Below are 13,134 nucleotides of genomic sequence, written 5' to 3'. Positions count from 1 at the left end.
CGCGCCTCGCGAGCGAAAAAATCCCGTTGGCTGCGGGCGTGAATGGATTGATCAGAGGTTCCCTAACATAGCTTCCAGCTGCCCATCCAGGCCACGGGCGTCTTCCACCGAAAGCTGAAAGGCCATGCCGCTGCCTGACCGGGTCTCGAAACCGCCGCTCTCATTGATGGCGTTCAATACCTTGCCCGCCAGTTTTGCTTCCACCGCAAACAGCAGCACATCGCATTGCGCCACCAGCTCCAGGCCGAAGAATGTTCGGTGGCGGTGCCGGCCTTCCCCGCGGGCATTGTTGATGACCGTGCTGCCGGTCGCGCCGGCATCTCGGGCGGCATTCAACACCTTTTCGGTGACGTCATCATTCACCAGGGCGATGATCAGTTTCAGATTCATGCTGACGGCCTCCATGATTGTCCCGCCGCTGCTGCCAGTGGGCGAACTGGGCAAAGGCGAGAACGGAGATGATCGGGAAAACGACGGCGAAGGCAATCATGCCAAAGCCGTCCATCAGTGGACTGCGACCGGGCAGGTTGGCAGCCAGGCCCAGACCCAGGGCGGCGACAATGGGTACGGTCACGGTGGAGGTGGATACACCGCCAGAGTCATAGGCAAGTGGAATCATGTGTCTGGGGGCGAACAGGGTTTGAAGGATGACGATGCAGTACGCACCCAGAATGAAATAGAGCAGGGAACCACCGGTAATGATCCGGAAGGCGCCAATGGCAATGCCGATACCCACCCCGACCGCGATGGCAATGCGCAGGCGGTTGGCATGGATGGCGCCACCCGAGAGCTGATTCGCCTTCATGGCCACGGCAATGACCGCCGGCTCGACCATGACTGCCGCCGCCCCCATGCTGAAGGCAAAAAGATAAACCCCGTAATAGGCGCTCCAGTGAGCAATGGTATCGCCAGTGGCCGCCGCGCCCGAGACAAACTCAGGGTCGGTCAGTTGCTCGGCCATGGATCGGCCCAGGGGAAACAGCGCCTGCTCCAGACCCATGAGGAAAAACACCAGACCGGCCACCACGAACAGCCCCCCCTTGAGCATGCGCCAGGGCTTGTTCAGCCGCCGACGCAGCACCAGGAACTGGAACACCAGGATGACCAGCAGAATGGGGGCCACATCCCGCAGCGTTTCCAGTAGCGTTTGCTGGAGCACATCGTGAAAGGGAGGCAAACCGTCCATCAGAACAGCCCCCCATAGATCATGACGAACATCATCGGCGTCAGGGACGCAAAGGCGATTAGGCCGAAACCGTCCACCGCCGGGTTGCGCCCCCGAATGGCCATGGACAGGCCTACACCCAGGGCAGTGACCAGCGGTACGGTAATGGTGGATGTGGTGACCCCGCCGGCGTCATAGGCAATGCCGACAATCTCTTCCGGGGCAAAGCCGGTCATGGCAACCACGATGCCGTAGCCGCCGATGATCAGATAATGCAGGGGCCAGCCCTTCAGAATGCGGATGACGCCCAGCACAATGGCCAGGCCCACGGCCAGGGCGACGGCAATCCGCAGCCCCAGGGCCCAGGCCGCCATGCTGTCCGCGTCGCCGGCAATCCGACCTTCCTCGGCGGCCACGGCGGCGGCTTCCCCGGCAATGGCAATCAGTGCCGGTTCGGCAATGGTGGTGGCAAAGCCCAGGGAAAAGCCGAACAGTAATAACCAGAACACACTGCCCTTGCGGGCAAAGGCCTGTGCCATGGACTCGCCAATGGGAAACAGCCCCGTCTCCAGGCCATGCACAAAGAGTGTCAGGCCGATGATCACGAACAGCATGCCCTGAAGCAGGGCGAGGGCATCCGGCAGGGGTTCGCCAATGACAACCAACTGAAAGAAGGCCACGACCCCGGCAATGGGCAGAATATCGCGGCTGCTCTGCAGCAGGCTCTGGATGATGCCCTTGCCGGAAGCGTCCAAGTTCTGCCTCCCTCCTGGCCTGTGTCTTGGGTTGCCGGGCATGGCCCGCTATAGTCAGAGCCAGTGTAGCCAAGGAGGCGTGAGCATGGCGACTTTCTCTCGCATCATGGCAGCGACGGATTTCTCTGATTCATCGCTGGAGGCGGTTCGCCGAACCGCGGCCCTGCTCAAGGCCGGGCAGGCGGAATCCGGCTGTATTTTGCATGTGACCGAAGCCGGCATCATGGAAAGCCTGCGGCAATTGCTGGGACAGTCGCCCGACCTGTCCGCCGCGCTTGAGCAGCGACTGCAGGCGCTGGCCAAGGACATCGCTGACGAGACCGGGGCAATACTGGAAACCCGCTTGCTGTCGGGCCCCATCGCCCGCTCCCTGGCCGAGGCCATGACGGCGGAGGATCTCATTGTGCTGGGCTCACAGGGCAGTCATCGTGCCCGGGAGCTACTGCTGGGTACCACCGCCCAGCAGCTTGTCTATCACAGCCCCGGTGCCGCATTGGTGGTGCGTCGGCCCGCTTCCAGCAGCTGGCGCAAGGTGCTGGTCGCCACGGATTTCTCGGAACCATCACGCCGCGCCCTCGAACGAGCGGTGCAGTTGGCGCCCGAGGCCGAGATTGAGCTGGTGCATGTCTATGCTTCGCGCTTTGAGCCAAGCATGCATTATGCCGGCGTGGATGAGACGCTGGTTCAGGAATACCGGCAACGCGCCCGCCTGGAGGCGGAACGGGAAATGCGGGCCTTTATGGAGGCGAGCGGTGCGCCAGCGGTCAAGAGCCGGCTTGAATCCGGTTATGCACCGCACCGACTCCGTGACATGGTCAGTGAGGATGAAATAGACCTGTTGGTTGTGGGCAAACAGGGGCAGTCCATGACACGGGACCTCATGCTGGGCAGTGTCAGCATGTCGCTGCTTCAGCGTGCCGATTGTGATGTGCTCGTTGTCAGCTAGTTGTCTTGCGGCAGCCCGCGACAGCGTTTGGTTTCCCGATGGTTTGAAAACGAGGACTTCCAGTAACAGCCAGCCCATGCCGGCGTCTGATCAGGGGTTTCCTTAACCCGGTAGGTGATCCGGGCGGGCGTTCCACACAGACGCCTGTCTGATTCTGATCCCCTGGTCCTTTGCTGCTGTTACGGTGTCCTCATGCCAGACAAGTCGTCCTCCGTTTTTCCTGCTTTTTCATCCCGCCTGGGTTTCATTCTCGCCGCCATCGGTGCCGCGGTGGGGCTTGGCAATGTCTGGCGCTTTCCCTATGAGGCAGGCGAGAACGGCGGCGGGGCCTTTGTGCTCATCTATCTCATCGGCATGGTGTTGGTGGCAGCCCCCATATTTCTCTGCGAGGCCCTGATCGGGCGTCGGGGCCGGGGCAGCCCGCCAACCGCGCTGCTGCGCCAGGCCGTCGAGCATGGCCGCAGCCGGGCCTGGCGGATCCCGGGTCTGCTTGGCGTGATCGGGGCACTGGTGTTGATGAGCTTTTATTCGGTGATTGCCGGCTGGTCGCTGCATTACATGCTGGGTGCCGGCGCCGGGCATTTCACCGGCCTGGATGCGGACGCGGCGCAAAGCTATTTCGCTCGCCTTCAGGGCTCACCGCAGTTGCTGTTGCTGTGGCAGGGCACCTTCATTATGGCGACCATGGCCATCGTCGGTCTTGGCGTCAATCGCGGCATTGAGCGGGGCATGCGGCTGATGATGCCGTTGCTGGCCTTGTTGCTGATTGGCCTGGTTGTCTATGCCTTTGTGGCCGGGGAAGGGCGGATGGCCCTTCATTATCTCTTCGCGCCGGACTTCTCGGCCATTACCCCCGAGGTGGCTTTGGCCGCGGTGGGCCAGTCCCTGTTCAGCGTGTCCGTGGGTCTGGGTGGCATCATGATGTACGCCGCCTACCTGCCCCGGGGCGCCTCCCTGCCGGGTTCGGCGGCCTATGTGATTTCCGCCGATACCGCCGTGGCTTTGCTCGCCGGTCTCGCGATCTTTCCGATTGTCTTTGCGCATGGCCTGGCACCCGACAGCGGCCCGGGCCTGATCTTCATTACCCTGCCACTGGCCTTCGGGGAAATGCCCTTCGGCAACCTGGTGGGATTCGCCTTCTGTTTCTTCCTCTTCGTGGCGGCTTTGACATCATCAGTAGCTCTTTATGAGCCCATGACCGCCTATCTGGGCGAGCGTGGTGTCAGCCGGCGGCTGGGCGTCGCGGTAGCCGCCTCGCTTAGCTGGGTGATGGGCATCTTCTCTGTACTGTCCTTCAACCTGCTGAGCGACATGGTCATTACTCCCTTCCAGGCCATTACCTGGGGGCTCAACAACCTGGTTCTGCCGGTGGGGGCCCTGATCCTGGCCTACTTCGCCGGGCGACTCCTGCACCGGGAGGCCACCGTACAGGAGCTCGGCATGGGGGATGGCCGGCTCTACCGAGGCTGGCGCCTCGCCGTGCGCTGGATTGCGCCGGGATTCATTCTGCTGCTGTTCGTCTCCAACCTGCTGCCGGAGAGCTTGTTCAGTTAAGCAGGCAAGGTCCTACCCACCCGCCGTAGGAGCGGATTCATCCGCGATTGCCTGGACACTGGCACCGGGCGACTTCGGAGCCCATCGTGAATGAATTCGCTCCTACGGTGGGTGGGACTTGCGCCTTAACTATTTTCCGTCAACAAGCGCTGCGCCTCACGATATTTCTCGGCGGTCTTTTCGATGATCTCGGCCGGCAGTTTGGGCCCCGGCGGGGTCTTGTCCCAGTCCAGGGTTTCCAGGTAATCGCGCACGAACTGCTTGTCGAAGCTGGGCGGGCTCATGCCGGTCTGGTATTCATCGGCCGGCCAGAAGCGGGAGGAATCCGGGGTCAGGGCTTCGTCAATGAGATGCAGGCGCCCATTCTCGTCCAGGCCGAACTCGAACTTGGTATCGGCAATGATCAGGCCCCGGCTCTCGGCATGCTTCAAGGCATAGGTGTAAAGGGCAATGCTGGTTTCCTTCACGTCATTGGCCAGCTTTTCGCCGATCAGCTTTTCCACTGCCTCGAAACTGATGTTCTCGTCATGGTCGCCCACGGCCGCCTTGGTGGAAGGGGTGAACAGGGGCTGGGGCAGCACATCGGCCTGGCGCAGGCCGGCGGGCAGTTCAATGCCGCAGACCGAGCCGGTGTTCTGGTAATCCTTCCAGCCCGAGCCGATCAGATAACCCCGCACGATGGCCTCGATGGGCAGGGGCTTGAGCCGCTTGACCACCATGGCCCGGCTGGCCACCTGCTCGCGTTCCGCCGCGTTCGGCAGGGCCTGTTCCAGAGTCATCTCGGCAATGTGATTGGGCACGATGCCTTGGGTGCGCTGGAACCAGAAATTGGAAATGGCGGTGAGCACCTCGCCCTTGCCGGGAATGGGATCGGGCAGGATGACATCGAAGGCAGACAGACGGTCGGAGGCCACCACCAGCAGGTGATGCTCGTCCACGGCATACAGGTCCCGGACCTTGCCGCTGTGGATCTTCTCCAGACTCTGGATATCGGCGGCATACAGCGCCTTGTCACCGCTGCTCATGGGCTTTCCTCGCAAGTTGATCGAATTCCCCGGCAAGGCGCGTATCTTGGGCCAGCCACCGAATTCTGTCCAGTCGACCGGGCGCGGCATCCCCTGTAGGAGCGGCTTCAGCCGCGATTGAGTCAGCGCCCCGCCTCCCAACCGGTCGGGGCGCTGTCATCACTCGCCGGGTCGGGCGCGAAGTCAAAAGGCGTACGCTCGAGAAAATCCTCAAGAAAAACCTGGGCGGCCTGCTCATGGCCCTCGCTCAGGAGCACCACATAGCGGTAGTAGCTCAGCCCGGCAGTGACAAAGCCGCGCTGGCGATCGTTGAGCTGCTCGAGATAGGGATCCCGCCCCGGCGGCATCGCATCGGCCAGGGCTTCATAAAAACGGGCCAGGTCCATGCCCACGAACCAGTCATCCTCGCCCCGCTGGGTTCTCGGCGCCCCGTATTCGATTACAGGACGGTTGTCAGTATTGAGTGGGCCGTTGCTCAGCATTCCGCTGTCGCCGATATTCCCGATATAAAAGCGCATCAAGGCAGCCAGGGTGGCCTCCGGGTCGGTGCCCGGTGCGGCCATGGCCAGGGTGTTGGCCTCGACCGCCTCCACCGGCAGGGCGGTCTCATCGCCATAGGCCACCAGGGCCACGATGGGCCCGCGCGGATACATGTCGCCCCGCCACAGCACAACCTGCGGGAAGACCGAAGCCACGGTGCGGGCAATGGTCTCGAACTCCTGTCGCGAGAGCTGGTAGAGGGGGAGCCACTGGGCAAAGACCCCGCCCTCGGCCAGGCGGGATTTCACGATCTCATAATGCTCCACGGTATAGAGATTGCCGGTGCCGGCCTTCCAGGGCGTGAACAGATCACTGACGATGACATCGTGCTGCCGGCGATCACCGGCCAGGCAGTTACGTCCATCCTCGGCCCGGATGCGCACCCGCTCATCGTCAAACAGGCCCTTGGCCGGTTCATTGAAATGCCGCTCGGCGAGATGAATCACCTCCGGCAACAGCTCGCAGATGGTGATCTCCGCCACCGGGAAATCCACCGCCGCCCCGGCGGTAATCCCCGTGCCCATCCCGAGAAAGAAGACCGATTGCGGGTCCGGGTGTAGCAGCAGGGGAATGCGTGCCTGGTTGCGCTCGGAATCCATGGCGCCGGTCCCGCCCAGGCGGTAGAAATTGTTCACCCGGATCAGACGATGCCCGTCCCGCTCGGTGGCAGCCGCCGTGGCATGGGCCCCTTCCACCAGCTCCAGCACGCGTTCATTGGGGGCGAGCTGCAGGCGGTTGAACTGATTGCTGTCCACCACCAGCAGCGGCAGCAGCAGGCTTGCGCAGGCCGCGGACCAGGCCAGGCGGTGGCGCAGGGGGTGGACCCCGAGGGTGACCACCGCCAGCAGCAGATAGCCCCCGGCCATCATGAGAATGCTCGGCCACAGGCCGAAGAGGGCGAGCATGCCGAAGCCCGCCACCAGGGCACCGAGGATCGCGCCCACGGTATTGGCCGCCACCAGCCGGCCAATGGCCGTGCCGGGGATCACATCATCCCGCTCCAGGGCGCGCAGCAAGAAGGGAAACAGCGCCCCCAACAGGATGGCCGGGAGCAGCATCACCGCACCGGCCTGGACAAAGACACTGACGATGTAGCGGACAAAGCCGTCGTCCTGGCCCAGATAGGCCAGCCCGTCGGTGATGGCGTGGAAGCTGAACGGCGTGGTGGCCAGTGCCACCCCGGACAAGGCCAGCAGCCCGGCGGTCACAGCCACCGGGTCCAGGCGCCGGGCCGCCAGGCGGTTGGCCAGCGAGGCGCCAATGGCCAGCGCGGCCAAAAACAGGATCAGCACCACCGCATAGGTATAGACCGAGTTCTGCAGCACCTGGGCAAACATGCGCGTCCACAGCACTTCCACCGCCAGGGTGAGAAAGCCGGAGAGAAAGGCCAGCCACCACACCAGCCCGCGCCGAAAACCCGTGCCCACCGATCGGGCGGGCGCGGCCCTGCTCGCACCGGCATCCGCCGGCGTCGGCGCCGGCAAACGCCCCAGCCGCAGTGCCAGCAGCACGGCGGCCACCCCCACCAGCAGGTCCAGGCCCATGGCCAGCAGATAGGCGCCCGCAAAACCCAGCGCCAGGGGCAGGATGAAGGCCGCGGCAAAGGCCCCGCTCGCCCCGCCCAGGGTATTGAGGGCATAGAGCAGGGAACCGGTCCGCCCCAGGTCCTCCGGCTGGCGGATCAGGTGCTGGCCCATCATGGGCAGGGTGCCGCCCATCAGAAAGGCCGGCGGGAACAGCACGGTAAAGGCCAGCGCCGCCTTCAATAAGGTGTTGAGGGCAAGATTGTCCCCGGCCAGGGCATAAAAGGCCGGGTAGAGGGCGTGGTAGGCATCCACCAGCACAAAGTGCAAAAGCGCGGTGGCCGCCACCCCGATCTCCAGCAGCCCGAAGACCAGCAGCGGCCGCTCAAAGCGCGCCGCCAGCCGCCCCCAGAACCAGCCCCCCGCCGCAATCCCGGCGAAGAACACCGCAATGGTGACGGCCGCAGCCTGCGCCGTGGCCCCAAACAGCAGACCCAGCTCCCGCAGCCAAAGCACCTGATACACCAGGGCGGCAAAACCTGAAACGAATAGCAGCGCCAGGGCGGCAAGAAACAGCGGGGATTGGCGGCTCATGGGGATCTCGAGATCATCGGGCGATTGGAGGCGTTACATAGTAACAAAGCCGACATGCTTGGCGTACCTCTGCGCGAGGCAATAATTCCCTCTTTTGAATTTCCTTAGCGTCTTCGCGTCTTGGCGCGAGGCCGCTTTTTCTCAAACAGCAAACCGCCGCAACCTCAAAGCATTGCTCAGCACGCAGATACTGGACGCCGCCATGGCCAGGGCCGCGAACATGGGCGACAGCAGGACTCCTATGACGGGATAGAGCACACCGGCTGCAACCGGAATCAACGCCGTGTTGTAAGCAAAGGCCCAGAACAGGTTCTGCCGGATGTTGCGCAGGGTGGCGCGGGAGAGGCGGATGGCGCGGTGGACGCCGGCCAGTTCTTCGCCCATGAGGACCACGTCCGCGCTTTCGATGGCCACATCCGTGCCGCTGCCGATGGCGATGCCCACATCGGCCTGGGCCAGGGCAGGGGCGTCGTTGATGCCGTCGCCGACGAAGGCGACCCGCTTGCCTTCCTTCTGCAGGGCTTCCACTGCCTCGACCTTGCCGTCCGGGCGAACCTCGGCCAGCACGCGGTCGATACCGACTTCTTTCGCCACGGCATCGGCGGTGCGCTGGTTGTCGCCGGTGATCATGACCGTTTCCAGGCCAAGGTCATGCAGGCGGCGGATGGTTTCCGCGGTATCGGCCTTGATGGGGTCGGCCACGGCCATGACGGCGGCCAGTTGCCCGTCGATCAGGGCGAAGATCGGCGTTTTTCCTTGATCGGCCAGGGCATCCACGCGGGACTGGACGGCGGAAATGTCCACCTTCTCATCCTTCATCAGGCCGGGGCCGCCGACGGTGATCTGCCGGCCGTCCACGTTGGCGGTCACGCCTCGGCCGGTGAGACTGTCGAAGTCCGATGCCTTGGGCAGCGCCAGTCCCCGTTCATGAGCTGCCGTGACGATGGCGCGGGCGATGGGGTGTTCGGAATGGTCTTCCACGGCCGCGATCAGGGCCAGGGTCTCTTGCTCATCGAAGCCTTCGAGCATGTCCATGTCCGTCAGGGCCGGGCCGCCCTCGGTGAGGGTGCCGGTCTTGTCGAAGGCCACCACATCCACGTCGCGCAGGCGCTGCAGGGCCTCGCCCTGGCGGAAGAGGGTGCCCATTTCCGCGCCGCGGCCGGTGCCGACCATGATGGAGGTGGGGGTGGCCAGGCCCATGGCACAGGGGCAGGCGATGATGAGCACGGCCACGGCATTGACCAGGGCCAGGCTCAGAGCCGGTTGCGGGCCGATGAAGTACCACACCGCGAAGGTCAGCAGGGCCACGGCAATGACCACGGGCACGAACACGGCGGTGACCTTATCCACCAGGGCCTGGATGGGCAGCTTGGCGCCCTGGGCGCGCTCCACCATGCGGATGATCTGGGCCAGTACGGTGTCACCGCCCACCCGGGTAGCGCGAAAACGCAGGCTGCCGCTGTCGTTGATGGTCCCGCCCACGACTTCGTCCCCGGCAATCTTTTTCACCGGCACCGGCTCGCCGGTGACCATGGATTCGTCCACATGGGACTGGCCTTCGATGACCTCGCCGTCCACGGGAATCCGCTCGCCGGGGCGAACCTGGATTTCATCCCCGGCCTGAACCTGTTCGATGGGCAGCTCCAGGGTTTGTCCATCCCGGATCACCCGGGCGGTCTTGGCCTGGAGTTTCATCAGCCGGCGAATGGCCTCGCTGGTGCGGCCCTTGGCGATGGCTTCCATGAAGCGTCCGGCGAGGATCAGGGTGATGATCACCGCCGAGGCCTCGAAATACACATGGGCGGTGCCCTCCGGCAGGATGCCGGGCAGGAAGGTGGCCACTACCGAATAGGCCCAGGCGGCGCTGGTGCCGATCATCACCAGGGAATTCATGTCCGGCGCGCCCCGCAGCAGGGTGGGCAGGCCCTGCTTGTAGAAGCGCAGGCCGGGGCCGAACTGCACGATGCTGGCCAGCACGAAGAAGACGTAATAGATGTTCTGCTGGCCGAGGGTCTCGGCCAGCCAGTGATGGAAGGGCGGGATGACATGCCCGCCCATGTCCAGGATGAAGATGGGCAGGGTCAGGGCGGCGGCGAGGATCAGGCTGCGCTTGAGCTTGCCCCGCTGGGCCTCGCGCTCGGCCTCGGCGGCATCGTCGTCACCCTCGCTTCGTCGATGGGCGGTATAGCCGACCGAGGCGACGGCTTGCTCCAGGGCACCCTCAGCCACGGCCCCGCGCAACAGGCGCACATGGGCGGACTCGGCGGCCAGATTGACGCGGGCGTCCATGACGCCCGGCACCTGCATCAGGGCCTTCTCCACCTTGCCCACACAGGAGGCGCAGTGCATGCCCTCGATGGCCAGCTCCAGTTCGTCTTCGATGGCCGGGTAGCCCGCGCGGCGGGTGGCCTCGAGCAGTTCATCCAGGGCCGGGCCGGGGGCGCCGGGCTCGACACTGGCCTGCTCGGTGGCCAGATTGACGCTGACCGCGCTCACGCCGGGGACGCCGGCCAGTGCCTGCTCTGCCCGGCGTACGCAGCCGGCGCAGCTCATGCCCTGAAGGTGCAGACGGATTTCCTGGGGATCGTTGCTCATGCGTTTTTGCCCATGACTGGAGGAAGGAACTCGCCTCGGGGGCAGAATTATTTCATACTAAGGGCATGACTGATGCGCGTCGACAACTGGCAGCCCTGATGCTGAGCCTGCTGGCCCTGGTGGCCTTCAGCGGTTCGGTGCTGGCTGATTGTGTCGAGGCGCTGAGCGAACCGGCGGCCGGCGACTGCCATGAAATGGCGGCCATGGACTGCCCCCATCACCATGCCGGGGAGGCCTGTCTTGAGGCGGCTGACTGCAACGGTGGCGAGGATGGGCTGATTCCCTCCGAGCGCAAGCAGGATCGGGACGCCCAGCCGGATGCCGTTGCTCTGGTGCTGTCCACCGGGCCGCCACCGACGACGGCTCGGATTGCCGAGCGCCCCCGAAGTCCCTCTTACCTTCCCAATGCCCGGCAGCGCTATCTCGAGTGCTGCCGTTTCCTGGAATAAACCCCTCGCCTGAACCGGATACCGCCGGCGGTTTGCCGGTGTCTGTGTATTTGCCGTAGCGAGAGGGTGAACCCCCATGAAAGTTCGACTGTTTGATGCCCTGGTGCCGGTGGCACTGGTGGCGGTACTGACCGTGACCTCGGCCTGGTCCCCGCTGAAAGCCGACAGCCCCGAAGTGCCAACTGACCGCCTGGATCTGTCCCGGGCCGAAGCCCTGGCCCTGGACCGGGACGCGGGCCTGGAGGAGCTGGCCCACCGGGCCGAGGCCGTGCGCGACAGGGCCGTGTCCGCCGGCGCGCTGCCGGACCCCGAGATGAGCCTGGGGTTCTCCAATCTGCCCGTGGACAGCTTTGACCTGGAAGACGACATGATGGCCATGGTCATGGTCGGTGTCCGCCAGCGCTTTCCGGCCGGCCAGAGCCGGCAGCTTTCCCGGGAACAGGGGGAGTTGGCCGGGCGTGGTGTTGATGCCGAATACCAGGCCAGAGAGCGGGAAGTGAAACGGCAACTGCGGCTGGCCTGGAATGACTGGGCCTATGCCACCAGGCAGTTGGAGCTGGCTCGGCAGGAACAGGAAAACTTCGAGGAGCTGGTCAGCATTACCCGCAGCCGCTACCGAAGTGGACTGGGCAGTCAGCGGGATCTGTCGCGGGCCCGTCTCGAGCGTGCGGCGGTGGAGGAGCGCATCCTGATGCTGGAGGAGGAACGGGATGCGGCGCGGGCCGAGCTGGTCCGCTGGACGGGATCCCTGCCGCGGGACATCTCCCCGGGTGAGGGTGAGCTTCCCGCGCTAGCGGCGCTCGATACCCTGATTGAGCGCCTGCCCGATCACCCGCTGCTGCAAGCCGCCCAGCGCCAGATCGAGGTGGCCGACAAGGGCGTGGAGATTGCCCGTCAATCCTATCGCCCCTCCTGGATGATCGAGGCCTCCTATGGCCACCGGCGGGCCCGGGACATGGATGATGGCCGCGCCAGTGACATGGCCTCGCTCATGGTGGGGTTCAGCCTGCCCCTGTTTACCCGCGATCGTCAGGACCGGGAGCTTTCTGCTGCGCGTGCGGAATCTCGCGCCGATCACTATCGCCGCATGGATCGCCTGCACGAAATGCAGGGCCAGCTTGAGCGGGAATACGCCCGCTACCAGCGCCAGCAACAGCTGGCCTCCCTGTACGAGGAACGTCTGCTGGATGAAGCGGCGGAAAGCGTGAGTCTTGAGTTTTCCGCCTACCGTGCCGACCGGGGGGATTTCCGTGATCTCATCCGTGCGCGGGTAGCCGAGCTGGATTACCGCCTGCGCTTGCTGGAAGTGAAGCAGCGCCTGAACAGCAGCCGAATTGAACTGAATTACCTGGCCGGGGAATGACCATGAAACTGTCAAATCTATTCAAGGCATTCATTGCCACGCTGATTCTGGTCGCGTTGGTGGCCTGCGGCAGTGGTGATGAGCATGCCAATCATGAGGGTCACGACGACCACGCCCACCATCACGAGCACAACCATGATCATGACGGTGATGAAAAGTGGTATTGCCCCATGCACCCCGAGGTCACCAGCGATGAGCCGGGCCGTTGTCCTGAATGCGGCATGGATCTGGTGCAATCGGATGAGGATGACGATCATGCTCACCATGACCACGGGCATGACCATGATCATCACCATGAGCACGACAATGGGGATGAGTGGTACTGCCCCATGCATCCGGAAGTGACCGATGACGAGCCGGGGCGTTGCCCCATCTGCGGCATGGATCTGGTCACTGACGAGGACGATGAGCACGATCATCACCACCACGACCATGGCCACGATCAGGGCCATGATCAGGCACATGACCACGATCACGATCATGCCAATGGTGATGGTGTCTGGACCTGCCCCATGCATCCCCAGGTGGAGCGGGATGAGGCGGGTCGCTGCCCCATTTGCGGCATGGATCTGGTGCCGCGTGACGATCATGACATGGATCCCGATCAGGTCATGGTCCCAGAGGG

General features: G+C 64.1%; 11 protein-coding genes. 5 read left to right on the top strand and 6 right to left on the bottom strand.

The window, feature by feature from the left end:
* Positions 1-51: 51 nt before the first annotated feature.
* Genes VCB98_RS12895 through VCB98_RS12885 form a run of 3 tightly spaced genes read right to left on the bottom strand, consistent with a single transcriptional unit; the run spans position 52 to position 1,920 of the window.
* Positions 52-390, bottom strand: coding sequence for a P-II family nitrogen regulator (locus tag VCB98_RS12895; protein WP_346053200.1), 339 nt, complete (start codon positions 388-390; stop codon positions 52-54).
* The gene (locus VCB98_RS12890) at positions 356-1,186 is read right to left on the bottom strand and encodes a DUF1538 domain-containing protein (RefSeq protein WP_346053198.1); all 831 of its coding nucleotides are present in this window, start codon (positions 1,184-1,186) and stop codon (positions 356-358) included. The genes VCB98_RS12895 and VCB98_RS12890 overlap by 35 nt, the downstream gene beginning before the upstream one ends.
* Complete coding sequence (locus VCB98_RS12885) at positions 1,186-1,920, bottom strand: DUF1538 family protein (RefSeq protein WP_346053196.1); 735 nt, start codon at positions 1,918-1,920, stop codon at positions 1,186-1,188. Before VCB98_RS12885 ends, VCB98_RS12890 begins: the two co-directional genes overlap by 1 nt.
* Before the next feature lie 85 nt (positions 1,921-2,005).
* Between VCB98_RS12885 and VCB98_RS12880 the strand changes: the two genes are divergently transcribed.
* A complete protein-coding gene (locus tag VCB98_RS12880; RefSeq protein ID WP_346053194.1) occupies positions 2,006-2,866 on the top strand; it encodes a universal stress protein in 861 nt (286 codons plus the stop codon).
* A 192-nt stretch (positions 2,867-3,058) separates the two neighbouring features.
* Complete coding sequence (locus tag VCB98_RS12875; protein WP_346053192.1) at positions 3,059-4,420, top strand: sodium-dependent transporter; 1,362 nt, start codon at positions 3,059-3,061, stop codon at positions 4,418-4,420.
* 125 nt (positions 4,421-4,545) lie between these two features.
* On the opposite strand, the gene VCB98_RS12870 is transcribed toward VCB98_RS12875, so the two are convergent.
* The 3 genes from VCB98_RS12870 to VCB98_RS12860 all read right to left on the bottom strand — a co-directional run bounded on the left by VCB98_RS12870 (position 4,546) and on the right by VCB98_RS12860 (position 10,697).
* The gene (locus VCB98_RS12870; protein WP_346053191.1) at positions 4,546-5,445 is read right to left on the bottom strand and encodes a phosphoribosylaminoimidazolesuccinocarboxamide synthase; all 900 of its coding nucleotides are present in this window, start codon (positions 5,443-5,445) and stop codon (positions 4,546-4,548) included.
* Positions 5,446-5,567: 122 nt separating this feature from the next.
* A complete protein-coding gene (locus VCB98_RS12865; RefSeq protein WP_346053190.1) occupies positions 5,568-8,102 on the bottom strand; it encodes a fused MFS/spermidine synthase in 2,535 nt (844 codons plus the stop codon).
* A gap of 141 nt (positions 8,103-8,243) precedes the next feature.
* On the bottom strand, positions 8,244-10,697 hold the full coding sequence (locus VCB98_RS12860) for a heavy metal translocating P-type ATPase (RefSeq protein WP_346053187.1): 2,454 nt from the start codon (positions 10,695-10,697) through the stop codon (positions 8,244-8,246).
* Between the two features lie 65 nt (positions 10,698-10,762).
* Here VCB98_RS12860 and VCB98_RS12855 point away from each other — a divergent pair, with 65 nt between their 5' ends.
* The 3 genes from VCB98_RS12855 to VCB98_RS12845 all read left to right on the top strand — a co-directional run.
* Positions 10,763-11,146: a hypothetical protein gene (locus tag VCB98_RS12855; protein ID WP_346053185.1), complete on the top strand. Its 384-nt coding sequence runs from the start codon at positions 10,763-10,765 to the stop codon at positions 11,144-11,146.
* 76 nt (positions 11,147-11,222) lie between these two features.
* Positions 11,223-12,509: a TolC family protein gene (locus tag VCB98_RS12850; RefSeq protein WP_346053183.1), complete on the top strand. Its 1,287-nt coding sequence runs from the start codon at positions 11,223-11,225 to the stop codon at positions 12,507-12,509.
* 2 nt (positions 12,510-12,511) lie between these two features.
* Positions 12,512-13,134: heavy metal-binding domain-containing protein (locus VCB98_RS12845; RefSeq protein ID WP_346053182.1), on the top strand; the 623-nt coding region annotated here is incomplete at its 3' end.

The sequence above is a fragment of the Natronospira elongata genome (genome assembly GCF_034931365.1).
Lineage (GTDB): Bacteria > Pseudomonadota > Gammaproteobacteria > Natronospirales > Natronospiraceae > Natronospira > Natronospira elongata.
This window is presented reverse-complemented; position numbering and strand designations above follow the sequence as displayed.

Excerpts from the sequence above, each read along its gene's own strand:
- VCB98_RS12895 (WP_346053200.1), bottom strand. The coding sequence starts at position 390 with ATGAATCTGAAACTGATCATCGCCCTGGTGAATGATGACGTCACCGAA.
- VCB98_RS12890 (WP_346053198.1), bottom strand. The coding sequence starts at position 1,186 with ATGGACGGTTTGCCTCCCTTTCACGATGTGCTCCAGCAAACGCTACTG.
- VCB98_RS12880 (WP_346053194.1), top strand. The coding sequence starts at position 2,006 with ATGGCGACTTTCTCTCGCATCATGGCAGCGACGGATTTCTCTGATTCA.
- VCB98_RS12875 (WP_346053192.1), top strand. The coding sequence starts at position 3,059 with ATGCCAGACAAGTCGTCCTCCGTTTTTCCTGCTTTTTCATCCCGCCTG.
- VCB98_RS12870 (WP_346053191.1), bottom strand. The coding sequence starts at position 5,445 with ATGAGCAGCGGTGACAAGGCGCTGTATGCCGCCGATATCCAGAGTCTG.
- VCB98_RS12865 (WP_346053190.1), bottom strand. The coding sequence starts at position 8,102 with ATGAGCCGCCAATCCCCGCTGTTTCTTGCCGCCCTGGCGCTGCTATTC.
- VCB98_RS12860 (WP_346053187.1), bottom strand. The coding sequence starts at position 10,697 with ATGAGCAACGATCCCCAGGAAATCCGTCTGCACCTTCAGGGCATGAGC.
- VCB98_RS12855 (WP_346053185.1), top strand. The coding sequence starts at position 10,763 with ATGACTGATGCGCGTCGACAACTGGCAGCCCTGATGCTGAGCCTGCTG.
- VCB98_RS12850 (WP_346053183.1), top strand. The coding sequence starts at position 11,223 with ATGAAAGTTCGACTGTTTGATGCCCTGGTGCCGGTGGCACTGGTGGCG.